Origin of the sequence: Kitasatospora sp. NPDC053057 (assembly GCF_044546945.1) — a bacterium.
Lineage (GTDB): Bacteria > Actinomycetota > Actinomycetes > Streptomycetales > Streptomycetaceae > Kitasatospora.
Map to the genome: position 1 here is coordinate 61,951 of NZ_JBITZP010000015.1, position 23,134 is coordinate 85,084.

Below are 23,134 nucleotides of genomic sequence, written 5' to 3' on the forward strand. Positions count from 1 at the left end.
CCGAGAAGTCGCTCCCGGGAGGCCGCCGTCGGATCGGAGAAGTCGCTCCCGGGAAATCGCGATGCTATCGGCTCAATCCTCAGGTGACAGCAGGCTTTCCGACCGCGCCGCCGTCCACCGGCTGACCCTCCGCCGAGCGCTCCTCGACCTCCGCGAGGTCCTGCCCCCTGGTCTCCCGCCCGCACAGCACCGCCAGCACGGTGAGCGCCGCCGCGATGGCCACGTACACCGAGATCGGCGTGGCACTGCCGTAGTCCTTGAGCAGTGCGGTCGCGATCAGCGGCGCGGGCGCGCCGGCCGCCACCGAGGCGAACTGGGCGCCGATCGAGGCCCCCGAGTACCGCATCCGGGTCGCGAACAGCTCGGAGAAGAAGGCCGCCTGCGGTGCGTACATCGCACTGTGGAACACCAACCCGACGCTCACCGCCAGCACCAGCGCCCCGAAGGACCCGGTGTCCACCATCCCGAAGAACACGAACGCCCACACCCCGACCCCGGCCGCGCCGACCAGGTACACCGGCTTGCGCCCGACCCGGTCCGAGAGCGCTCCGAACAGCGGGATCAGCGCGAACTGGATGGCGGAGGCGATGAGTACGGCGTTCAGCGCGCTCTGCTTGTCGAAGTGCGCGTGGGTGACGGCGTAGGTCAGCACGAACGTCGTCATCACGTAGTACGAGATGTTCTCCGCCATCCGCGCGCCCATGGCCACCAGCACCTCCCGCCAGTGGTGCCGCAACACCCCCACCAGCGGCGGCTTTTCCTCGGTCCTGCCCTGCCGGGCCGCCAACGCCCGCCGGAACAGCGGCGATTCGTCCACCGCCAGCCGGATCCACATTCCGACCCCGACCAGCACCGCCGACAGCAGGAACGGCACCCGCCACCCCCACGCCAGGAACGCGCTCTCCGACTGCACCGCCGTCATCAGCGACAACACCCCTGCCGCCAGCAGGTTCCCGGCCGGCGCCCCGCCCTGCGGCCACGAGGCCCAGAACCCCCGCCGCCGCTGGTCCCCGTGCTCCGACACCAGCAGCACCGCCCCGCCCCACTCACCCCCGAGCGCGAATCCCTGCACCAGCCGCAGCGCCGTCAGCAGCACCGGCGCCGCCACCCCGACCGAGTCGTACGTCGGCAGCAACCCGATCGCCGTGGTCGACCCGCCCATCAGCAGCAGGCTCACCACCAGCAGCTTCTTCCGCCCGACCCGGTCCCCGAAGTGCCCGAACACCAGCGCCCCGACCGGCCGCGCCGCGAACCCGATCGCATAGGTCAGGAACGACAGCAGCGTCCCGGTCAGCGGATCGGTGTTGGGGAAGAACAGCTTCCCGAACACCAGCGCCGCAGCCGTTCCGTACAAGAAGTAGTCGTACCACTCGATGGTCGTACCGATCAGGCTCGCAGCCACCACTCGTGGGAGTGAGCTGCTCACCGCCGAACCACGTGCAGAGCCCTTCATGGCCACCACTTCTCCCAGAACCGGACGGGGACGATGTCGCCACAAGGTAGGAACCCCACGCCCTCGGGACTATGTGGTTGGCCCACGTAGCCCACGAGGTGGATGTAGTCGCTCACCCCATAACCACCCCCATGCCCGGCCCGGATCGGTCTGGTCGTGGGCCTCATGACGGTGGCCCGCACCCCAGTGCGACTGGGGCGCGGGCCGGGGGTGCTCTTGTTCGCAGGAAGTCGGCAGAGCCGACTTCCTGCGAACAAGAAGGGGTAGCGCCCTTCACCGTGAGATGGGAGGAGAAGCCGCAGGGGGCGCGACGGGTTTCTTGCCGCCCGTTCGATTGCTGCGCGTCGCCCTTCGGCCCGGGCGCCAATTCGACGCCGCCGCCCGACTTTCCTCGGTGCCACCTCGAACGGTTCGCACATCCATCGCCCCGACGACGACCGGCGGATGCTCGTGAGAGGGCGGGTCAGTGCGCCGTCCAGCCGCCGTCGATGGGGAGGCTGGTGCCGGTGATGTAGGCGGCGGGCGGGGAGCAGAGCCAGAGGGCGAGTTGGGCGACCTCCTCGGGTTCGATGAGGCGCTTGACGGCGGTGCGGTCGAGCATGATCCGTTCGACGACCTCGTCCTCGGGGATGCCGTGGGCCAGTGCCTGGGCGGCGATCTGCTTCTCCACCAGGGGGGTTCGGACGTACCCCGGGTTGAGGCAGTTGCTGGTGACGCCGTAGGGGGCGCCCTCCAGGGCGACGGTCTTGCTGAGGCCTTCCAGGGCGTGCTTGGCGGTGACGTACGCGGACTTGAAGGCGCTGGCGCGCAGGCCGTGGACGGAGGAGATGTTGACGATCCGGCCCCACTCCCGTTCGTACATGCGGGGGAGGGTGCGGCGCAGGATGCGGAACGGGGCCTCGACCATGACGCGTTGGATGAGGAGGAAGCGGTCGACGGGGAACTCGTGCACGGGCGCGACGTGTTGGAGGCCGGCGTTGTTGACCACGATGTCGGCGTCGGCCGGCAGGGCGTCCACGGCCTCGGGATCGGCGAGGTCCGCGACGATCGCGTGCCCGCCGATCCGGTCCGCGAGCTCCCGGGCCGGGCCGGCCGCGAGGTCGACGACGTAGACCCGGGCGCCGGCCCCGGCGAAGGCTTCGGCGCAGGCCCGGCCGATGCCCGAGGCGGCCCCGGTGACCAGGGCCGTGCGGCCGTCGAGCGGGCGGGCAGTAGAGGTGTCCATGGCCGAGAACGGTAGGAATCCGGCGGCGCGGCTCCCATGTGGCGGACCGACACAGCATGCCCGTTGGCCATGGTGGCAACCACTATGAGCCTCGATCGACGGTTCGACCCCGGAAGGCCAAACCCATCCTGACCTCGCTTCCCCACAATGGGCGCGGTTGCTTCACCCGTTCGGAGGATTGCTCGGTCAGATCCACCCATAGCGCCCGAATGCTCGCTACATTCACGCCGATTCCCGACAGGGGGCGCCGCCCCAGGCGAGCCGAAGTGCTGGTGGAGCCCGGTGCGACGTCCGAGAGGTGTTGACTGACATGCCCCAACGGCCTGCAACCGACAGCCCGGCGTACGGACCGCTCGACCCGCTCGGCCAGCGCCGAGGCCCGGTCGGCCGGGCCCTTCCGGACGCCCCCGACGCCCTGACCGCCGACACGCTGACCGCCGACACGCTGACCGCCGACACGCTGACCGCCGACGCCCCGACCACCGACGAACCGCGGCTGCCCGCGCAGGCCACACCCGCCCGGCACGAAGCCACCGCCGCCCCCGCGACCACCAGCGGCCACGGCACCCACACCGGCCACTCCGGCCCGGCGCCACAGAACGGCCAGCTCGCCGCCCTGATCGAGGAGGCCGGCTTCTCGCACGCCGGCCTGGCCCGCCGGGTCGACCAGCTCGGCCTGGAACACGGCCTCGACCTGCGCTACGACAAGACCTCGGTCACCCGCTGGCTGCGCGGACAGCAGCCCCGCGGGGCCACCCCGGCGCTGATCGCCGAGGTCTTCACCCGCCGCCTCGGCCGCCGCCTCACCGCCCAGGACCTCGGCCTGGACGCCTGCGCCCCGGTCTACGCGGGCCTGGAGTTCGCCGAGACCCCGCAGGAGGCGGTGGACATCGTGGCGAGCATGTGGCGCAAGGACAACGGCCCGCAGTCCGAGCTGCGCCGGATCGCCTTCACCCCGGCCGGCCTGGTCGTCCCCAGCCGGGACTGGCTGATCGGCCGCACCGACGAGCGGGTCGCCCGGGACGGCTCCACCCTGGCCCGCCCGGACGCCGCCGCCGGTTCACCCGGCGCCACCCCCGTAGCGGCGGCGCCCACCATCCCGGGCGCGCCCGGCGCACCAGTCCTGAGCCCGGCGCGCACCCAGCCCGTCAGCGCCCCCGGAGCCCCAGGAACCCCCGGTGCTGCGGGCACCCCCGGTGCCCGCAGCACCGCCGGAACCACCGGCACCGCCGCCACCATCGGCCGGGTGCCCACCCAGAGCCGCCGCCCGCCCACCGTCGTCGAGCCGCCGTACACCGACCCGACCCGCGAGGCCCGCCCCGCCCTGCGGGTGGGCCGCGGCGACATCGCCGCCATCCGCGCCGTCGGCGACCTCTTCCGCGCGCTCGACCACGCCTACGGCGGCGGCCACGCCCGCCAGGCGCTGGTCCGCTACCTGGAGAGCGAGGCCGAGCCGATGCTGCGCGGCCGCTACGGCGAGCAGATCGGCCGGGCCCTGTTCGGGGCCGTCGCCGACCTGACCAGGCTGGCCGGCTGGACGTCCTTCGACATCGCCGCGCACGGCCTCGCCCAGCGCTACTTCGTCCAGGCGCTGCGCCTCTCCCAGGCCGCCGGGGACCGCGCGCTCGGCGGCTACGTCCTGGTGACGATGAGCCAGCAGGCCGTCCACCTGGGCCACGGCCGGGAGGCCGTCCAGCTCGCCCGGGTCGCCCAGCAGGGCGTCGGCACCGCCGTCCCGCCGGTGGTCCAGTCGTTGATGCACGCCGCCGAGGCGCGCGGGCACGGCCTGCTGGGCGACGTCCGCTCCTGCACCACGGCGCTGGTACGGGCCGAGCGCTCACTCGCGGCCTCCCGCACGGGCGACGAACTTCCCTCCTGGGCACGGTACTTCGACGAGGCCCAGCTCTCCGACGAGTTCGCCCACTGCTACCGCGACCTCCAGCAGTGGCGCACCTCCGCGCAGCACGCCGAGAAGTCGCTGCGGCTGCGCTCGCCCGCCTACGCACGCAGCCGGATCTTCTGCCGGCTGGTGCTGGCCACCGCCCGGCTCGGCATGGGGGACCTCGACGAGGCCTGCACCATGGCCACCGACGCGCTGCGGGCGGCGGGGGAGATGCGCTCGGCCCGGTCACTGGAGTACGTCCGGGACTTCCACCGCCGCCTCACCCCGTACCGGGGCAGCCAGGTGGCCCGCGCCTTCGAGGAGACGGCCCGCCAGGCGGGTGTGATCTGAACCCCACCCCGATGACCCAAAGACCGGGCCGAGAGCTCACCAGCTCTCGGCCCGGAGCCTCGGGCCCCGGCACGCGGTCGGTCTGTCACCCCGGCAGACCGCTCGCGTGCCCGCACCGGCCGGAGCACCGCAGGGAGTACCGCCGGGAACACCACCTGAAGTACCGCCCGGAGAAGCGCCCGGAGAAGCGCCCGGAGAACCCGCCCGATGAACACGGCGCTCAGGCCGCCGCCTCGGCCTCCCGTGAACCGGCCGGCAGCCCCAGGTCGCCCAGTACCGCCCGCGCCGCCCGCCGCCCGGAGACCAGCGCGCCCTGCACGGTGCTGGTGTCCCGGTGGTCCCCGGCGACGTACAGCCCGGCCAGCAGCCGCACCGGCCGGCGGGGGTTGTGCGGCGGCGGCATCGCGGGCAGCGCGTCCGGGACGTGCCGCACGCTGAGGAACTGCCAGTCCGTCGTCGAGGTGCCGTACAGGTCCGCGAGCCGGGCCCGGACGGCCGGTTCCAGCCCGGCCGGGCCGCCCGCGTCGAAGGAGCGGCGGCCGAGCACGGTGGTGGCGACCAGCGCCTGCCCCGCCGGGGCGTAGGACGGGTGCAACTCGCTGAGCACCAGCGAGTGCGAGACCAGCGGCGGGTGCCCGTTCGGCCGGTCGGCGTCGAGCAGCAGCACGGCCTCGTTCAGCGGGGCGCGGTCGGCGGCGTGGAAGAAGGTGGTGACGGGGTGGAAGTCCGGCAGCCGCAGCCCGGGCAGCAGTTCGGCGGCGGAGCGGGCGTCGGTGGCGACCACCACGGCCTGGGCGCCGATCCGCCCGTGAGCGAGGGTCTCCACGCCGTCGGCGCCTGCCGAGGTGACCTGCACCCCGGTCCGCACGGTGCCGGCGGGCAGCGCGGCGGCCAGCTGGGCCGGCACGGCCGCGATCCCGTCGGCGGGCAGACAGAGCCGGCCGCGCGCGTACGAGCGCAGCACCAGGTCGGCGATCCGGCTGCTGGTGCCGAGGGCCGGATCGCTGAGCAGGGCGCTGAGCAGCGGGCGCAGGAAGCCGTCGATGCTGCGCGGGGCGAGTCCGTGGCCGGTCAGCGCGCGGGCGGCGGTGGTCTCCGGCCGGGCCTGTAGCCGGCCGGCCGGGGTGGTGGCGATCCGGCCGAGCCAGCTGCCGAGGCGGGCCTTGTCCAGCGGGCTGCCGAGCGGGGCCCGTAGCGCGGCCTGCCGGGCGGCGGTGAGCTGCGGGTCCCCGGCGCGGTAGCGGCGGCCGGCGCTGTGCACGAGTACGCCGGGCGCGAGCGGGCGCAGGTCCAGGCGGTCGAGGTCGAGCGCCCGGCGCAGCTCGGGGAAGGCGGTGTTGAGCAGGTGGATGCCGTCGTCGAGGCGGAAGCCGTCCACTGCGCGGGTGGCCATTCGGCCGCCGATCCGGTCGGTGCTCTCCAGGACCTGAACGGTGAGGCCGTGGCCGGTGAGTGCGCGGGCGGCGGCCAGGCCCGCGAGTCCGGCGCCGACCACGACGACGTCCGGGTCGGACGGTCGGCGGGCGCGGCGGGTGAAGTCGTACGTGGGCACTGGTGTGCTCCCTCCCTGGTCCCGGGGCTCCGGCCGACGCAGGCAGCGGGGTGCCGGGACACGGTCCGAGGAAGGTGATGCCCAGTCAGTGTGAGCATCAGACAAATGCGATGGACCGGATGCGGGGGTCGGAAGGGGTTGTGCGGCACCGGGCGGGGGCGCGGTCACGGACAGTGCGCCGTGGCGGCCGGGTTACCGGGCAGACGGGCGCGCACGGTCACCGGGGGCGTGCGACGCGCCCGCCGTGTGCTCCCGTGCGCCCCCTCTCGGAGCCCCTCCTGGAGACCCCTCCGACCCCGCCCGGCATATGCCCCTGGCCAGGGCGAATGCCGTAGCGGGACTACGCAGAACGAGGCGTCACGGCACCGGCCGGAAGCCCGTCACAGCGCCGCCCGTACTGCCGAGTCCAGGTCCGGGTGCGCGAACCGGAAGCCCGCGTCCAGCAGCCGCCGCGGCACCACCCGGTGGCTGCCGACCACCTCGATCGCCAGCTCCCCGAGCACCACCTTGAGCACGGCCTCCGGCACCGGGAACGGCGTCGGCCGCCGCAGCGCCCGGCCGATCGCCGCGGTCAGCTCCGCGTTGGTGGCCGGCTCCGGCGCGGTGAGGTTGAAGGCGCCGGAGAGCTCCTCCCGGTCGATCAGGAACCGCAGCGCGGCGACCTCGTCGGCCAGCGAGATGTAGCTCCAGTACTGCCGCCCGCTGCCGAGCCGCCCGCCCAGACCCAGCTTGAACAGCGGGAACAGCCGTCCGCCCGCCCCGCCCGCGGCGGAGAGCACCATCCCGGTGCGCGGGTGGACGACCCGGATCCCGGCCCGTTCGGCCGGCCGCGCGGCGGCCTCCCACTCCAGGCAGACCTCGGCCAGGAAGTCGTCCCCGGCGGGGGAGTCCTCGTCGATCACCCGGTCGCCGGTCTGCCCGTACCAGCCGACCGCGGAGGCGCTGACCAGGACCCGCGGCGGCTCCTTGAGCGCCGCCAGTGCCACCGCCAGCGTCTCGGTGCCGTACACCCGGCTCTCCCGGATCTCCCGCTTGTAGGAGTCCGTCCAGCGGCGGTCGCCGACTCCGGCGCCGGCCAGGTGCGCCACCGCGTCGACCCCGGCGAGCCCGTCCCGGTCGACCTCGCCGAGGAGCGGGTTCCAGCCGATCGCGGTGCTGCCGTCGGGCTGCGGGCCCGTCCTGGAGCGGTGCCGGACCAGCCGGACCACCTCGTGGCCGTCCGCCAGCAGGGAGCGGACGAGCGCCGAACCGATCAATCCCGTGGAGCCTGTGACAGCGATGCGCATGGGCCCATCCTCGCAGTTCTTATCACCTGTCACCTTTCGCACGCGCCCCATTAGCATCACGCAGCATGACCCGCGATGACGATCTGACCATCCGCCTGGCCCGGCCCGAGGACGAGCGCGGACTCGCCGAGCTCAACCGGGCCTCCTGGTCCACCCTGTCCGACGTCTCCCCGCAGCCGGCCGCCGAGGACGGGGTCTTCGACGAGCGGCACACCCCCGACCAGTACCTGCTCGCCGTCCTGGACGGCCGGATCGTCGGCTACATCCGCCAGGTCCCGGCGACCGCGCTGGCCGCCAACCGGCACGTCCGGCAGATCCAGGGCCTGGCCGTCGACGACACGGTGCGCGGCCGGGGCATCGGCCGGCGGCTGGTCGAGGCGGCCTGCGCGGAGGCCCGGGCCGGGGGCGCCCGCAAGCTGAGCCTCCGGGTGCTCGGCTGGAACGCCCCGGCCCGCCGGCTGTACGAGAGCTGCGGCTTCGTCGTCGAGGGCGCGCTGGCCGAGGAGTTCCTGATCGACGGCCGCTACGTGGACGACGTCTGGATGGCCCGCCGACTCACCGACTGAGCCCGCACCCGAACTCGTATCGAAGCAGCACCGAACCCGTATCGAAAGCAGCACCGAAGCAGTAGCGGACCGCACCGAGGCAGCAGCGAACCCGCCCCGAACCCGCCCCGGAAAGGACTGACGCTCCGTCAGGCCAGGTGCTGCCGAGTCGTGACGTACCTGCCCTGTCTGGAGCAGCACGCCGCCGGGTACCGTACGCCCGTGAGCAACTCGACGCCTCCCGGGTGGTACCCGGTCCCCGGTGCGGACGGCGCGCCCGGTCACGAGCGCTGGTGGGACGGCAACGCCTGGACCAGCGAGGTCCGGCCGCTCCAGGGCGGTGCCGGGCAGGTCGCCGACGCGCCGACCCAGACCTGGCAGCCCTCCATCCCGCAGCACCAGCAGCAGCCCGGCTACGGCTACCCGGCGCAGAGCGGCTCACCCGCCCCCGGCTACGGCTACCCCGGCCAGGACGCGACCCAGGGCCCCGGCTACGGCTACCCCGGCCAGGCACCGTACTTGGGCCAGTCGCCGTACCCCGGCCAGGAGGCCTACCCGGGCGCGGCCTACGGCTACCCGCCGCCGACCGGCTCCGGGCGGAGCAGGCCCGGCGTGATCGTCGGCATCACGGTCGCCGTACTGGTGGTGGGCGGGATCATCGCCGGGCTGGTGCTCAGCAACGGCGGGGACCCGAAGGCGGGCCCCACGCCGAACCCCACGGTCACCGTCACCCAGAGCGACAGCCCGACGCCGAGCCCCACCCCGACCCCGACCACCCCGACCCCCAAGCCCGTCCCGTCCCTCAAGAGCACCGTGCCGGATCCGCAGCACGCGATCACCGTCCCGGTGTTCGACGGCTGGGACGCGGCGGCCAACTCCGCGCACTCCACGGTCTACCTCGGCAGCGGCCGCTACACCTGCCCCGACGGCAGCTCCTGCATCCGCGGCCAGTTCTCGATCGAGAAGGACACCGTCAAGGGCGACACCCCCAAGGGGGCCGCCGACGCCGCGATGCCGGCCTACGCCGGGACGATCTTCAGCGGGATCAACTCCCACACCGACTCCGGCTCCGGCTACGTCAGCGTCGCCGGCGTGCTCGGCTACGCCACCCGTTGGCACGTCCGCACCTCCGACGGCACCCAGGGCTACGTGCTGCTGGCCGCCGTCCCGGCCAAGGGCGGCGGCTACGTGGTCTTCGAGGGCGGCGTGGACGACGACCCGGCCGCGCCGGACGCCTCGGTGCTGGACCAGATCCTCAAGGGCATCAAGCAGGACAGCTCCTCCGGCAGCAGCACGTGAACCGCTACTGGTCCCCGTAGCGCTCCCAGAGCTTGGGGAAGCGTTTCGCCATGACGTCCGGGTCCTCGAAGTCCAGCGGGGTCCCGGACGGCCGCCCCGCCTGCCGCCCGCCCACGTCCGGCAGCGGCAGGCCGGTCAGCTGCTCGTACGCCTCGTCGGCGGCGAAGCCGAGATCCTCGGCCTCGCCGTCCTCCTCCTCGTCGAACTCCGGCAGCAGGTCCGCCAGGTCGTCCGGTTCGGCCAGCCCGCCCTCGAAGACCTCCCGGCCCTGGCCGATCAGCCAGCAGCGGAAGTAGTCGAAGGTCTCCTCGGAGGCGCCGTCCAGCAGCAGGTGGGCCGCGCCCCACAGGTCGTGGCGGTAGGCGCGCTGGAACCGGGCCTCGAACAGCCGGGCGAAGTCGATCACGTCGTCCGGGGTCAGCTGGACGAGGCGCTCCACCAGCCGCTCGGCCTGTTCGTCGGGATCGCCGCCGGCGGCCTCCCAGGTGTCGTCGATGATCTGCCAGAAGTCGGTCTCGTCCATCACCGCTCAAGCATCCCTGTTCCGCCGCCTCCACGCATGCCATGACCCGGCGGAAAGCGCACGCCGGGACGGCGGAACCCCGCGCCGTCCGAGGACGACGCGGGGTTCCGTACGGCTGTGGTCAGCCGTTCTGCCCCGTGCCTTACGGGCCGGGATGCCTTACAGGCCGAGCTCGACCTCGAACTCGCCGGCCTCCAGGATCTCCTTGACCGCGACCAGGTAGCGGGCGGCGTCGGCGCCGTCCACCAGGCGGTGGTCGTAGGAGAGCGACAGGTAGGTCATGTCACGGATGCCGATGGCGGTGCCGCCGTCGGCCTCGATGACCACCGGGCGCTTGACGGTGGCACCGATGCCCAGGATGGCGGCCTGGTTCGGCGGCACGATCACGGTGTCGAACAGCGCACCGCGCGAGCCGGTGTTGCTGATGGTGAAGGTGGCGCCGGACAGCTCGTCCGGGGTGATCTTGCTGTCGCGGACCTTGGCGGCCAGCTCGGCGGTCTTCTTCGAGATACCGGCGATGTTGAGGTCGCCCGCACCCTTGATGACCGGGGTCATCAGACCCTTCTCGGAGTCCACCGCGATGCCGATGTTCTCGGAGTCGAAGTAGGTGATGGTGCCCTCGGCCTCGTTGATCCGCGCGTTGACGACCGCGTGGACCTTCAGCGCCTGGGCGGCGGCCTTGACGAAGAACGGCATCGGGGAGAGCTTGACGCCCTCGCGGGCGAGGAAGCCGTCCTTGGCCTTGGCGCGCAGCGACATGATCTTGGTGACGTCCACCTCGACCACGCTGGTCAGCTGCGCCTGCTCGTGCAGGGCCTTCATCATGTTGTCGCCGATGACCTTGCGCATGCGGGTCATCTTGACCGTCTGGCCACGCAGGGCGGACGGCGCGGCGGCGGCCTTCGGCGCGGCGGCCGGAGCCGGAGCGGCCTTGGCGGCCTCCGCGGCGGCGATGACGTCCTGCTTGCGGATGCGACCGCCGACGCCGGTGCCGGCGACGGAGGACAGCTCGACACCGTGCTCGGCGGCGAGCTTGCGCACCAGCGGGGTGACGTAGGCGTCACCGCTGTCGGCCACCTGGGCAGCCGGGGCGGCCGGGGCGGCGACGGGGGCCGGAGCGGCAACCGGAGCGGGGGCGGCAACCGGGGCCGGAGCGGCCGGGGCGGCGGCCGGAGCCGGAGCAGCGGCAACCGGAGCCGGGGCCGGAGCAGCCGGGGCGGCCGGAGCCGGAGCGGCAACCGGAGCCGGGGCAGCGGCCGGGGCGGGAGCAGCAGCCGGAGCCGGAGCGGCAGCGGCGGCACCCGGGGCACCGATCAGCGCGAGCTGGGCGCCGACCTCGGCGGTCTCGTCCTCGCCGACCAGGATCTTGACGACGACGCCGGCGACCGGCGACGGGATCTCGGTGTCGACCTTGTCGGTGGAGACTTCGAGCAGCGGCTCGTCGACCTCGACCGTCTCACCCTCGGCCTTCAGCCAGCGGGTGACGGTGCCCTCGGTGACCGACTCGCCCAGGGCGGGCAGCAGCACCGGGGTGGCGTCGCCGGCCGGAGCGGCCGGGGCGGCAGCCGGGGCGGCCGGGGCGGCAGCCGGAGCAGCCGGGGCCTCGGCGGCCGGAGCCGGAGCGGCGGCCGGGGCGGCGGCCTCGGCAGCCGGGGCAGCGGCAGCGGCCGGGGCACCCGAGCCATCGTCGATGATCGCCAGCTCGGCGCCGACCTCGACGGTCTCGTCCTCGGCGACCTTGATCGAGGAGAGGATGCCGGAAGCCGGGGCCGGGATCTCGGTGTCGACCTTGTCGGTGGAGACCTCGAGCAGCGGCTCGTCGACCTCGACACGCTCACCCTCGGCCTTCAGCCAACGGGTGACGGTGCCCTCGGAAACGCTCTCGCCCAGCGCGGGCAGTGTTACTGAGACCGCCATGGTTTCAGCGACTCCTATCAAGTCTTGCGTACGGGAAGTACTGGAAACGGGGGGTGGTGGGCGCGATCAGTCGTGCGCGTGCAGCGGCTTGCCGGCCAGCGCCAGGTGCGCCTCGCCCAGGGCCTCGGACTGGGTCGGGTGGGCGTGGATGAGCTGCGCGACCTCGGCCGGCAGGGCCTCCCAGTTGTAGATCAGCTGGGCTTCGCCGACCTGCTCGCCCATGCGGGCGCCGACCATGTGGACGCCGACCACGGCGCCGTCCTTGACCTGGACGAGCTTGATCTCGCCGGCGGTCTTCAGGATCTTGCTCTTGCCGTTGCCGGCCAGGTTGTACTTCAGGGTGACGACCTTCTCCTTGCCGTACAGCTCGACGGCCTTGGCCTCGGAGATGCCGACGGAGGCGACCTCCGGGTTGGAGTAGGTCACGCGCGGGACGCCGTCGTAGTCGATCGGCATCGGCTTGAGGCCGGCCAGGCGCTCGGCGACCAGGATGCCCTCGGCGAAGCCGACGTGGGCGAGCTGCAGGGTCGGGGCGAGGTCGCCGACGGCGGAGATGGTGGGCACGTTGGTGCGCATGTACTCGTCGACCAGGACGTAGCCGCGGTCCATCGCGACGCCGTTCTCCTCGTAGCCGAGGCCGGCCGAGACCGGGCCGCGGCCGATGGCGACGAGCAGCAGGTCGGCGTCGATCTGCTTGCCGTTCTCGGTGGAGACGCGGACACCGGTCTCGGTGTACTCGACGCCCGAGAAGCGGGCCTTCAGCTCGAACTTGATGCCGCGCTTGCGGAAGGCGCGCTCCAGCAGCTTGGAGGAGTTCTCGTCCTCCAGCGGGACGAGGTGCGGCAGCGCCTCGACGATGGTGACCTCGACGCCGAAGGACTTCCAGACCGAGGCGAACTCGACGCCGATGACGCCGCCGCCCAGGATGACGGCCGACTTCGGGATCCGGTCGAGCTTCAGGGCGTGGTCCGAGGAGATCACGCGGTTGCCGTCGATCTCCAGGCCCGGGATCGAGCGCGGCACCGAACCGGTGGCCAGAACGATGTGGCGGCCTTCGATGCGCTGGCCGTTCACGTCCACCGAGGTCTGCGAGGAAAGCTTGCCCTCGCCCTGGATGAAGGTGACCTTGCGGGACGCCACCAGGCCCTGCAGGCCCTTGTACAGGCCGGCGATGACGTCGTCCTTGTACTTGTGGACGCCGTTGATGTCGATGCCCTGGAAGGTGGCCAGAACGCCGAACTCGGCGGCCTCCTTCGTCTCGTCCGCGATCTCGGCGGCGTGCAGCAGAGCCTTGGTCGGGATGCAGCCGCGGTGCAGGCAGGTGCCGCCCAGCTCACCCTTCTCGACCAGGGCGACGCTCAGACCCAGCTGAGCGGCGCGGAGCGCCGCGGCGTAACCGCCGCTTCCGCCTCCGAGAATGACTACGTCGAAAACGGTGCTGGCGTCGTTCGCCACGTCACGTCCTCCATGCAATGGGGTGGGTCGCCGGGCCGGTCGCGGTCCGGTGGGTCGGAAGCCTTTGTGAGGCGCCCAGTCGTGCCGGAAATACATCTTCGCACTTGTTCGCGGTGGCTGATGTCCGGGTCCACCCCAGGGGTGTCCCACGGAGTGGTCACCGGGGCGGGAACACCCCCGACGGAAGGGCATCATCGCAGCTCAAGGCCTTGTTGGCAGCCGCCGGACGGGCGTCTTCCGCACGGTTCGCGGCGGCCTCTTCCGCAGTGCGGAACAAAGTTTCGCCCGTGGCGAACAGAGGTGCGGTGGGCGGTCCCCGCCTACTCGCAGGTAACCCACGCGGGAACGCCGACGGGGGCCCGGCGCGTGTGCGCCGGGCCCCCGCGGAGGCTCAGGTCCGCAAGGACCGGGGCCTGGATCAGGCCTTGCCGTTGGCCGCGGTCTGCTCGGCGAAGCGGACCAGGGTGCGCACCGCGCTCGCGGTGCCGCCCTTCGGGGTGTAGCCGAACGGCGCGCTCTCGTGGAACGCCGGGCCGGCGATGTCCAGGTGCGCCCAGTCGATGCCCTCGGCCACGAACTCCTGCAGGAAGAGGCCGGCCACCAGGCCGCCGCCCATCCGCTCGCCCATGTTGGCCAGGTCGGCGATGGTCGAGTCGGTCATGCCCTTCTTGAGCTCGGCCGGCAGCGGCATCGGCCAGGACTGCTCGCCGACCTCGCCCGCGAGGGTGTGCAGGTTCTCGCGCAGCTCGTCGTTGTTGGCCATCACACCGAAGGTGCGGGTGCCCAGGGCCAGCACCATGGCACCGGTCAGGGTCGCCACGTCGACGATGACGTCCGGGTTGTCCTCGCCGGCCTTCACGATCGCGTCGGCCAGCACCAGGCGGCCCTCGGCGTCCGTGTTCAGCACCTCGACGGTCTTGCCGCCGTACATGCGCAGCACGTCACCCGGGCGGGTGGCGGAGCCGGACGGCATGTTCTCGGCCAGCGCCAGCCAGGCGGTCACGTTGACGGCCAGGCCCAGGCGCTTGGCGGCCACCACGGCGGCGAACACGGCGGCGGCGCCGGCCATGTCGCACTTCATGGTCTCGTTGTGGCCGGCCGGCTTCAGCGAGATGCCGCCCGAGTCGTAGGTGATGCCCTTGCCGACGAAGGCCAGCGAGGCCTTCGCCTTCGGGTGGGTGTAGGCGACCTTCACCAGCCGCGGCGGGTTGGCCGAGCCGTTGCCGACGCCCAGCAGGCCGCCGAAGCCGCCCTTGGTCAGCGCCTTCTCGTCCAGCACCTCGACCTTGAGGCCGTGCTCCTTGCCGGCCGCCTGGGCGATCGCGGCGAAGCTCTTCGGGTTCAGGTCGTTCGGGGCGGTGTTGACCAGGTCGCGGGCGCGGTTCATCTCCTCGCCGATCGCGGTGGCCCGCTCCACGGCGGCCTTGGCGTCCTTGCTGCCCTTGCGGACGGTCAGCACGACCAGCTCGCCGACCGGCTCCTTGCCGTTGCCGTTGCCCTTGTAGGCGCCGAAGGCGTACGAGCCGAGCAGCGCGCCCAGCGCGACCGCCTCGACCTCCTCCGCGGACTCGGCCGGCAGGGCCAGCGCGGCCTTCTTGACGCCGGCCAGGGTGCGGGCGGCGACACCGGCGGCGCGGCGCAGCGTCTCCAGCGCGTAACCGTCCTCGGCCGCCTCGCCGAGGCCGACCGCGAGCACGAGCGCGGCCTTCAGGCCGGCGGGGGAGGCCACCTTGACGGTCTCGCCCTCGGCGCCGGTCGCGCCCAGGGTGCCGAGGACCTCGGCCAGCTTGCCCTCGAACGCCTCGTTCACGGCCTCGGCGCCGGGGGCCAGCACAATGCCCTTGGGGCCCTTAGCGACACCGACCACCAGGGCGTCCGCGCGCAGCGATGCGGCGGAGGAGGTGCTCACAGACAATGCAGTCACGTAATGCGTCCTGTTCTTTCGCGGTCCACGGCCGGTCGCGGCGTGACTGCCGCACCGGCGCAGCCCGCCGTCGCAGGCCGTCCGCCGGCGGGCCCTGCGGTTCCGGGCCCCCTGGTGTGCGCGGCCGCCGACAGCGGCCGCGCACACCAGAGGCCCCGGCTCCTCGGTGCGCGCCGGGCGGGCAAGACCTGCCACGGTGCAGGGCTGCGGTGCTTCACGCATGGTAGTCCGCATGGTGGGATCGCGCGCCGCCCGGTGTCAGCCGAGCAACGCCAAGGCGAACAGCGTCCCGGTCGCGGCGGTCTCCGCCATCGCACCGAGCACGTCCCCGGTGATCCCGCCGAACCGGCGGACACACCGCCCGAGCAGCAGCCGAGCACAACCCGTGCCGAACACAACGGCCAGCGGGAGGCGCAGGGCTGACCATCCGTCGAACGATCCGCACCCGGCCAGGGCGAGCGCCGCGAGGGCCGTCCCGGCGGCGGCCCCGGCCGGCGGCACGGTGCCCGCGACCATCGCCCCGAGCCCGCCCGGGCGGGCGGCCGGCACCGACCGCAGACAGCCCCAGGCGAGCGCGCACCGGGCGGCCACCGCCGAGGCGAGCACCGCGAGCGCGCCGCGCGGCACCGAGTGCCCGAATTGCCCGGCCAGCGCGGCGACCTGCGCCAGCAGCACCAGGACCAGGGTCAGGACACCGAACGGTCCGATGTCGGACTGCTTCATGATCCGCAGCGCGTCCTCGGCGGGCTTGCCGCTGCCCAGCCCGTCGGCGACGTCCGCCAGGCCGTCCAGGTGCAGCCCCCTGGTCAGCGCGGCCAGCACCCCGACCACCGCCACCGCTCCGAGCAGCCCGCCCGCCCGCCAGGCCACCAGCGCCCCCGCCCCGGCCGCGATCCCGCCCAGGACGGCCCCGACCACCGGAGCCGCCGTCATCGCCCGGCCCCCCGCCGCCCGGTCCCACCGCTCCACCCGCACCCGCAGCACCGACAGCGTCCCGAACCCGAACCGCAGCCCCTCCGCCCACGTCACCCGCTCGCCGCCGTCGGCCATCACTCCCACTCCTTCACCACGACCGGACACCCCCGGACACCCGAACAAGCAGAATCCCCGCACCCCGAAAGGGGCACGGGGAACCGCGTGGGGCGGAAGGCCACGGGCCCGAAGTCCGACCACCAAAGCTCAGTCGCCGGACCGTCCGGCCTCCCGACCGCTACAGCCTCCGCAGCAGATCAGCCGCCGAGGGCAGCTTCGGCTGCTCCTTCGGCGCCGACGGCACGAACGGCCGCGGCGCCTCGTCGGCGAGCGCGTCGCCCGCCGCCTGGAGCAGCGGCAGCGCGAGCACCGCGCCGACGCCCTCGCCCATGGTGATGCCCTGGTCCTGCAGCGGCGTCAGGGTCAGCCGGTCGTACGCCTTCGCCTGGGCCGGCTCGCCGCTGGACTGCCCGGCCCGCCACCACTCCGGCGCCCGGAAGGCGATCCGCTGCGCGACCAGCGCGCAGGCCGAGGAGACGACGCCGTCCAGCACCACCGGCAGCCGTCGCACGGCGGCCTGCAGCAGGAACCCGGTGATGGCGGCGAAGTCCGCCCCGCCGGTGGCGCCGAGCAGCGCCAGCTGGTCGCCGAGCACCGGCCGGGCCCGCCGCAGCGAGTCCCGGATGGTGGCGCACTTGACCATCCACACCCGGTCGTCGATGCCCGAGCCACGTCCGCAGACCGCGGCCGCGTCCGTCCCGCACAGCGCGCCGACCAGGACGGCGGCCACCGTGGTGGAGCCGACCCCGAGGTCGCCGAGCAGGACCAGGTCGGTGCCGGAGTCGGCCTCCTCGTCGGCCACGGCCATGCCGGCCCGGAAGGCCCGTACGGTCTCCTCCGGGGTGAGCGCGTCCTCGATGTCGATCCGGCCGGAGCCGCGCCGGATCCGGTGGGCGACCACCTCGGCCGGGAAGTCCGCGGGGTCGGTGTCCACCGCGACGTCGACCACCCGCAGGTCCGCGCCGTAACGGGCGGCCAGCCGGGCCACCGGCGCGCTGCCGTCGAGCACCGCCCGCACCCGGGCCGCGGTGCCGCCCTGGGAGGCCGGCCGGGAGACCCCGAGCGCGGCCACGCCGTGGTCGGCGGCGAACAGCAGCACCTTGGGCGCGGAGACCGGCCGCACGGGGGAGCGCCCCTGTACGGACGACAGCCAGCTGCCCAGCTCCTCCAGCTTGCCGAGGCCGCCGCGCGGCCGCCCGGCCTCCTGCCAGCGCTCCTCGGCGGCGCGCCGGGCGCTGTCGTCGGGGCGCTCGACGAGCGAGGAGAACGCGTCGAGATCCACGGTCTTGTCCATATATCCGTTTCTCGCTCACAGCGCAGGATGCGCGAGGTACATTCGAGGTCTGCCCCAGGCAGCGGTCAGGGCTTGGCCGTCATGAGACTGCGCAAGCGGTCGAGTGAGAAGCCGCCTCACTTATCGAGGCGGAGGAGTCACCGTCGGGAAGGCTACACGCCAACCGATTTGATGGTCAGGACTTGTCCGGCCACGACCAGCAGCACCTGGTCCGAGGCGTCCGCCACTGCCATGTTCAGCCGTCCGAGAGTGTCTCGGAACCGGCGGCCGGCGGCGGTCGCCGGGACGACGCCCATGCCGACCTCGTTGCTCACCGCGACGACCGTCCGCGAGGTGGCGGCCCAGGCCGCGGCCAGTGCCTGGCAGCGGCGCTGCACCGCCGCCTCGGCCCCGTCCGCCCAGGCCTCGTCGTCCCAGGCGCCGCACTCGTCCATCACGGCGGTCAGCCACAGCGCCAGACAGTCGATCAGCACCGGCGCCGGGTCGCCGGTGTCGGCGAGGACGGACTCCAGCTCGCAGGTCTCGACGGTGCGCCAGCTCGCCGGCCGCCGGTCCCGGTGCAGCGCGATCCGCTGGGCCCACTCGGCATCGCCGTCCCGGGTGCCGCCGGTGGCCACGTAGAGGACGTCCGGGCGGTCGGCGAGCAGCTGCTCGGCGCGGGTGGACTTGCCGGAGCGCGCGCCGCCGAGCAGCAGCGTGCGGGGGAGCGGGGGGTGGGTCGCCATGGCGACCATCCTGCCGGACAGGCATACGGAAGATCGGGCCGGGCAAGCTATGGTGCGCAGCACACAAGGCAGCGTCAGTGTGGGAGGAGCCGGGCATGGTCTGGACGTGGCGGTACGAGAAGGCGGACGGCAGTGCGGTGACGTCGAGCCTCGGCCAGGAGGAGTTCGCCGGCCAGGGCGACGCCGAGACCTGGATCGGGGAGAGCTGGAAGCAGCTCGCCGAGGAGGGTGTGGACACCGCCGTCCTGCTGGAGGACGGCACCAAGGTCTACGGGATGAGCCTGCACGAGGGCTGAGCCCGCAGGTTCACTTCGCCCCGATCACGTGCAGCAGCGCCGCGACCTGCCGGTACGGGTCAGTGCGGCAGGCCCGGTCCTCGGCCTCCAGCAGCTGGGCCAGCTGCCGCCCGTCCACCGGCGGGGTGGCGTCGTCGGGCGCGTTGTCGGTGAAGACCCGGACGCCGTACCAGTGCCGCAGCGGCACCGACACCTCGGAGAGGGTGACGGACAGGTCGGCGAGCCGGTCGGCGCGGGCGGCCAGCCCGAGCCGGTTGTAGTACCGGTCGCTCTCGAAGGCGTGCAGGGCGGCCCGCCAGTCCCCGGCGGCGGCGGGCCGCAGCGCGAGCGCGTCGCGGTTGCGGACCAGCAGCGACAGCAGCCCGCCGGGTGCCAGCAGCCGGGCCAGCGAGGCGATCATCGGGTCCGGGTCGGGCAGGTACATCAGGACGCCGTGGCAGAGCACCACGTCGAAGCTGCGCGGGCCGAACCAGCGCCCGCACTGGTGGCCGTCGCCGCTGAGCAGCTGCATCCGGCCGCGCACCTCGGGCGGCTCCTCGGCGAGTGCCCCCTGGGCGACGCCGAGCGCGACCGGGTCGGAGTCGATCCCGGTGACGTAGTGGCCGGCCCGGGCCAGCCGCAGGGCCTGGGTGCCCTGCCCGCAGCCGATGTCGAGGACGCGCTGCGCGGTGCGGCCGGCCAGCTGTTCGGCGAGCTGCCGGGAGACGAGCTCCTGCCGGACGAAGTTGCGCAGTCCGCCGAGCCGGTCCAGCCAGGCGCCGGTGCCGCCGGCGAAGGAGCCGCTGCGGGAGGGCAGCCGGCGCTCCTGGCCGAGCCGGTCGTGGCCGCCGTCGCCCTGTCCGGGGAGCATGCCCCCCTGCCCGGGGAGTGCGTAGAGGCCGGGCCCCTCCCAGGACGGCGGGGCCCAGCCGGAGTCCACCGGTTCGGCGGTCAGGGCTTCTCTCCGCGCCGCACCTGCGGCTTGGGCAGGCGCAGCCGGCGCATCTGCAGGGTGCGCATGATGCCGTAGGCGACCACACCGCGGGTGTTCTGCCCGGCGAAGCGCTCGCCCAGCTGCTTGCGCAGGCCGAGGCCGAGGCGCACGAAGTCCAGGATCACCAGGACGAAGAACAGCAGGAACAGCAGCGTGGACAGCAGCTGCAGGGTGGGCACCTTGATGATGCTCAGCACCAGGATGACCACGGCGGACGGCAGGAAGAACTCGGCGAGCGACCAGCGGGAGTCCACGTAGTCGCGCGCGAACTTGCGCACCGGGCCCTTGTCGCGGGCCGGCAGGTGGCGCTCGTCGCCGTCGATCAGCGCCTGGCGCTGCTTCTCGCGCTCGGTCCGCATCCGGTCGCGGGCCTGTCGGGAGGCCTCCTTGCGGTCCTTGGGCACCGTGACCCGGGTACGCCGGCTGGCCTCGGCCTCGCTGCGCTTGGGGGTGGGGCGGCCCTTCTTGGCCTGCGGGTGGCGGGCCTGGGGCGTCTCGTCCTGCTTCTCCAGCACGGTGGCGGAGGCAGCGGCATCATCTGAACGGCGTCGGAACACACCCCCAGCGTACGGGGTGCGCCGCCGCGACCACGGGTCCCCTCGGACCCAAACGCATATCGATCCGTCCGGCCGCGTTCCGAACCGGGGTTCCCGGCCTCTTCCCGTAGGGGATCAGTCGGATGGACTATGGGGAGGATGAGAGGCGGATCCACCCGGGGGATGAGGAACTGCCGCTGGTCGCTGTAGCAGTCTTGTTGCAGGCAGGTGCACTGCGGCGACGGGCTCGCTGCACATACACTCGTCGTGTCTGGTAACGAGATTAAGACCGCAGGCCGGAGAAGGGGGCACCCGAGGCCCATGAGCGACGGAATCATGAAGCGTATGGGGCTGATCTTCCGCTCCAAGGCGAACAAGGCCTTGGATCGGGCGGAGGATCCCCGTGAGACGCTCGACTACTCCTACCAGAAGCAGCTCGAACTGCTGCAGAAGGTACGGCGTGGCGTCGCGGACGTCGCGACCTCGCGCAAGCGCCTGGAACTCCAGCTGACCCAGCTCCAGCAGCAGTCCGCGAAGTACGAGGACCAGGGCCGCAAGGCGCTGTCCCTCGGCCGCGAGGACCTCGCGCGCGAGGCGCTGACCCGCAAGGCCAACATGCAGTCCCAGATCAACGACCTGGAGACGCAGTACCAGGCCCTGCAGGCCGAGGAGGAGAAGCTCACCCTCGCCTCCCAGCGCCTCCAGGCCAAGGTGGACGCCTTCCGCACCAAGAAGGAGACCATCAAGGCCACCTACACCGCGGCGCAGGCCCAGACCCGCATCGCCGAGTCCTTCTCCGGCATCTCGGAGGAGATGGGCGACGTCGGCCTGGCCATCCAGCGTGCCGAGGACAAGACGGCGCAGATGCAGGCCCGGGCCGGCGCGATCGACGAGCTGCTGGCCTCCGGCGCGCTCGACGACGCCAGCGGTCTCGGCCGCAAGGACGACATCGAGGCCGAGCTGGAGCGGGTGGCCGGAGGTTCCGACGTCGAGCTGGAGCTCGCCCGGATGAAGGCCGAGCTGTCCGGTGGCCCCGCCGCCGGTCCGGCCGCGATCGAGCAGGGCAAGCCGGCCCAGCAGCCGCAGGACTCGCAGCCGCAGGACACCCCGCGCATCAACTACAACAAGTGATCCGAACTCGACCCCCACGAGGACCAGGGAGACGCACGGCATGATCATGAGGGTCATGGGTGAGGGGCAGTACGAGGTGGGCGAGGACCACCTGAACCTGCTCAACCAGCTCGACGACGAGCTGCTCACCGCGGTGGAGTCGGGCGACGAGGAGAACTTCCGCCAGGCCTACGGGAAGCTGCTGGACGCCGTGAAGCAGTACGGCACCCTGCTGCCGGACGACTCGCTGGAGCCGTCCGAGCTGATCCTGCCGAGTGCCGAGGCGACCCTCGACGAGGTCCGCGCCCTGCTGCTCTCCGAGGGCGAGGGCGTGATCCCGGGGTTCCCCGAGTACGACTAGCCTCGCGGCCGCTGCCAGACGAAAGGGCGGGTCCCCTCCGGTGGGAGGGGACCCGCCCTTCGTGTGCGCGGTTGTGCGCGGGGCGCGGGCGGCCGGACTACGGCAGGGCCAGCATCCGGTCCAGCGCGGCCTTGGCGTACTTCTCGGTCTCCGGGTCGACGGTGATCACGTTCGGCACCCGGCCCTCGACCAGCGACTCCAGCGCCCAGACCAGGTGCGGCAGGTCGATCCGGTTCATGGTCGAGCAGAAGCAGACCGTGCGGTCGAGGAAGACGATCTCCTTGTCCGGGTGCGCCTTGGCCAGCCGTCGGACCAGGTTCAGCTCGGTGCCGATGGCCCACTTGGAGCCGGGCTCGGCCGCGTCGAGGGCCTTGATGATGTACTCGGTCGAGCCCACCATGTCGGCGGCCGTGACGACCTCGTGCTTGCACTCGGGGTGCACCAGGACGGTCACGCCGGGGATCCGCTCGCGGACGTCGTTCACCGAGTCCAGGCTGAACCGGCCGTGCACCGAGCAGTGGCCGCGCCAGAGGATCATCTTGGCGTCCCGCAGCTGCTCGGCGGTCAGGCCGCCGTTCGGCTTGTGCGGGTTGTAGAGGACGCAGTCGTCCAGTGAGAGGCCCATGTCCCGCACCGCGGTGTTGCGGCCGAGGTGCTGGTCGGGCAGGAAGAGCACCTTCTGGCCCTGCTCGAAGGCCCACTCCAGGGCGCGCTGGGCGTTGGAGGAGGTGCAGATGGTGCCGCCGTGCTTGCCGGTGAAGGCCTTGATGTCGGCGGAGGAGTTCATGTACGAGACCGGGACGGTCACGTCGGCTATGCCGGCGTCGGCCAGCACGTCCCAGCACTCGGCGACCTGCTCGGCGGTGGCCATGTCGGCCATCGAACAGCCGGCCGCGAGGTCGGGCAGCACGACCTGCTGCCGCTCGCCGGTGAGGATGTCCGCGGACTCGGCCATGAAGTGCACACCGCAGAAGACGATGTACTCGGCCTCGGGGCGGGCCGCGGCGTCGCGGGCGAGCTTGAAGGAGTCGCCGGTGACGTCGGCGAACTCGATGACCTCGTCGCGCTGGTAGTGGTGGCCGAGGATGAAGACCCGGTCGCCGAGTGCGGCCTTGGCCGCCCGGGCGCGCTCGACCAGGTCGGGGTCGGAGGCCGGGGGGAGGTCACCCGGGCACTCGACGCCGCGCTCGCTGTTCGGGTCGGCCTCCCGGCCGAGCAGCAGCAGAGCGAGCGGCGTCGGACCGGGGTCGACGCCGTAGGTCTCGGTGATGGTGGTGGTCACGGGCGGGTGCCCTTCTGTGCGGCCGAGCTAGCGGTGGGGCCTTTTCGTCTATCTGACGCTATCTATTCTAACCGCTTAGCGTCACAGTGACGATGGCCATCCTGTCGATGTGA

20 protein-coding genes are annotated in these 23,134 nt (G+C 72.9%); 6 read left to right on the forward strand and 14 right to left on the reverse strand.

What is annotated here, in order from left to right; translation table 11 throughout:
- Positions 1 to 79: 79 nt before the first annotated feature.
- Together ACIG5E_RS17820 and ACIG5E_RS17825 are read right to left on the reverse strand one after the other, a co-directional pair.
- Positions 80 to 1,453, reverse strand: coding sequence for an MFS transporter (locus ACIG5E_RS17820; protein ID WP_396534365.1), 1,374 nt, complete (start codon positions 1,451 to 1,453; stop codon positions 80 to 82).
- 463 nt (positions 1,454 to 1,916) lie between these two features.
- Positions 1,917 to 2,678, reverse strand: a complete 762-nt coding sequence (locus ACIG5E_RS17825) for a 3-hydroxybutyrate dehydrogenase (protein ID WP_396534366.1) — start codon at positions 2,676 to 2,678, stop codon at positions 1,917 to 1,919.
- Positions 2,679 to 2,988: 310 nt separating this feature from the next.
- Between ACIG5E_RS17825 and ACIG5E_RS17830 the strand changes: the two genes are divergently transcribed.
- On the forward strand, positions 2,989 to 4,911 hold the full coding sequence (locus tag ACIG5E_RS17830; protein WP_396534367.1) for a regulator: 1,923 nt from the start codon (positions 2,989 to 2,991) through the stop codon (positions 4,909 to 4,911).
- 220 nt (positions 4,912 to 5,131) lie between these two features.
- On the opposite strand, the gene ACIG5E_RS17835 is transcribed toward ACIG5E_RS17830, so the two are convergent.
- Together ACIG5E_RS17835 and ACIG5E_RS17840 are read right to left on the reverse strand one after the other, a co-directional pair.
- Positions 5,132 to 6,463, reverse strand: a complete 1,332-nt coding sequence (locus tag ACIG5E_RS17835) for an FAD-dependent oxidoreductase (protein ID WP_396534368.1) — start codon at positions 6,461 to 6,463, stop codon at positions 5,132 to 5,134.
- Between the two features lie 380 nt (positions 6,464 to 6,843).
- Positions 6,844 to 7,749: a TIGR01777 family oxidoreductase gene (locus ACIG5E_RS17840; protein ID WP_396534369.1), complete on the reverse strand. Its 906-nt coding sequence runs from the start codon at positions 7,747 to 7,749 to the stop codon at positions 6,844 to 6,846.
- 65 nt (positions 7,750 to 7,814) lie between these two features.
- On the opposite strand from ACIG5E_RS17840, the gene ACIG5E_RS17845 reads away from it, so the two are divergent.
- Both ACIG5E_RS17845 and ACIG5E_RS17850 read left to right on the forward strand, forming a co-directional pair.
- Positions 7,815 to 8,315, forward strand: a complete 501-nt coding sequence (locus ACIG5E_RS17845) for a GNAT family N-acetyltransferase (protein WP_396534370.1) — start codon at positions 7,815 to 7,817, stop codon at positions 8,313 to 8,315.
- Between the two features lie 201 nt (positions 8,316 to 8,516).
- Positions 8,517 to 9,593, forward strand: a complete 1,077-nt coding sequence (locus ACIG5E_RS17850; RefSeq protein ID WP_396534371.1) for a DUF2510 domain-containing protein — start codon at positions 8,517 to 8,519, stop codon at positions 9,591 to 9,593.
- A 4-nt stretch (positions 9,594 to 9,597) separates the two neighbouring features.
- Here the strand turns inward: ACIG5E_RS17850 and ACIG5E_RS17855 are convergent, their stop codons facing one another.
- The 7 genes from ACIG5E_RS17855 to cobU all read right to left on the reverse strand — a co-directional run bounded on the left by ACIG5E_RS17855 (position 9,598) and on the right by cobU (position 18,463).
- Entirely contained in the window at positions 9,598 to 10,116 is a 519-nt protein-coding gene (locus ACIG5E_RS17855; RefSeq protein WP_396534372.1) for a DUF4240 domain-containing protein, read from the reverse strand.
- Positions 10,117 to 10,275: 159 nt separating this feature from the next.
- Positions 10,276 to 12,033 carry a 2-oxoglutarate dehydrogenase, E2 component, dihydrolipoamide succinyltransferase gene (gene sucB / locus ACIG5E_RS17860; protein WP_396534373.1) on the reverse strand — a complete coding sequence of 586 codons (1,758 nt, stop codon included), beginning with the start codon at positions 12,031 to 12,033 and terminating at the stop codon, positions 10,276 to 10,278.
- A 66-nt stretch (positions 12,034 to 12,099) separates the two neighbouring features.
- Positions 12,100 to 13,488, reverse strand: a complete 1,389-nt coding sequence (lpdA, locus tag ACIG5E_RS17865; RefSeq protein ID WP_224284763.1) for a dihydrolipoyl dehydrogenase — start codon at positions 13,486 to 13,488, stop codon at positions 12,100 to 12,102.
- Between the two features lie 418 nt (positions 13,489 to 13,906).
- Entirely contained in the window at positions 13,907 to 15,412 is a 1,506-nt protein-coding gene (locus tag ACIG5E_RS17870; protein WP_396534374.1) for a leucyl aminopeptidase, read from the reverse strand.
- 258 nt (positions 15,413 to 15,670) lie between these two features.
- Positions 15,671 to 16,462: an adenosylcobinamide-GDP ribazoletransferase gene (locus ACIG5E_RS17875; protein ID WP_396534375.1), complete on the reverse strand. Its 792-nt coding sequence runs from the start codon at positions 16,460 to 16,462 to the stop codon at positions 15,671 to 15,673.
- A 160-nt stretch (positions 16,463 to 16,622) separates the two neighbouring features.
- Positions 16,623 to 17,738, reverse strand: coding sequence for a nicotinate-nucleotide--dimethylbenzimidazole phosphoribosyltransferase (locus ACIG5E_RS17880; RefSeq protein WP_396534376.1), 1,116 nt, complete (start codon positions 17,736 to 17,738; stop codon positions 16,623 to 16,625).
- 152 nt (positions 17,739 to 17,890) lie between these two features.
- Positions 17,891 to 18,463: a bifunctional adenosylcobinamide kinase/adenosylcobinamide-phosphate guanylyltransferase gene (gene cobU, locus ACIG5E_RS17885; protein WP_396534377.1), complete on the reverse strand. Its 573-nt coding sequence runs from the start codon at positions 18,461 to 18,463 to the stop codon at positions 17,891 to 17,893.
- A 95-nt stretch (positions 18,464 to 18,558) separates the two neighbouring features.
- Between cobU and ACIG5E_RS17890 the strand changes: the two genes are divergently transcribed.
- Positions 18,559 to 18,759: a hypothetical protein gene (locus ACIG5E_RS17890; RefSeq protein WP_188304015.1), complete on the forward strand. Its 201-nt coding sequence runs from the start codon at positions 18,559 to 18,561 to the stop codon at positions 18,757 to 18,759.
- A gap of 10 nt (positions 18,760 to 18,769) precedes the next feature.
- Here ACIG5E_RS17890 and ACIG5E_RS17895 read toward each other — a convergent pair whose 3' ends face one another.
- Both ACIG5E_RS17895 and ACIG5E_RS17900 read right to left on the reverse strand, forming a co-directional pair.
- Entirely contained in the window at positions 18,770 to 19,510 is a 741-nt protein-coding gene (locus tag ACIG5E_RS17895) for a class I SAM-dependent methyltransferase (protein ID WP_396534455.1), read from the reverse strand.
- A gap of 179 nt (positions 19,511 to 19,689) precedes the next feature.
- Positions 19,690 to 20,289 (reverse strand): DUF3043 domain-containing protein, encoded by a 600-nt coding sequence (locus ACIG5E_RS17900; RefSeq protein ID WP_396534378.1) that lies wholly within the window; start codon positions 20,287 to 20,289, stop codon positions 19,690 to 19,692.
- A 300-nt stretch (positions 20,290 to 20,589) separates the two neighbouring features.
- Between ACIG5E_RS17900 and ACIG5E_RS17905 the strand changes: the two genes are divergently transcribed.
- Positions 20,590 to 21,399: a PspA/IM30 family protein gene (locus tag ACIG5E_RS17905; protein WP_396534379.1), complete on the forward strand. Its 810-nt coding sequence runs from the start codon at positions 20,590 to 20,592 to the stop codon at positions 21,397 to 21,399.
- Between the two features lie 40 nt (positions 21,400 to 21,439).
- Entirely contained in the window at positions 21,440 to 21,739 is a 300-nt protein-coding gene (locus tag ACIG5E_RS17910) for a hypothetical protein (RefSeq protein ID WP_396534380.1), read from the forward strand.
- A 97-nt stretch (positions 21,740 to 21,836) separates the two neighbouring features.
- On the opposite strand, the gene nadA is transcribed toward ACIG5E_RS17910, so the two are convergent.
- Positions 21,837 to 23,021 (reverse strand): quinolinate synthase NadA, encoded by a 1,185-nt coding sequence (gene nadA / locus ACIG5E_RS17915; protein WP_396534381.1) that lies wholly within the window; start codon positions 23,019 to 23,021, stop codon positions 21,837 to 21,839.
- Between the last annotated feature and the right edge of the window lie 113 nt (positions 23,022 to 23,134).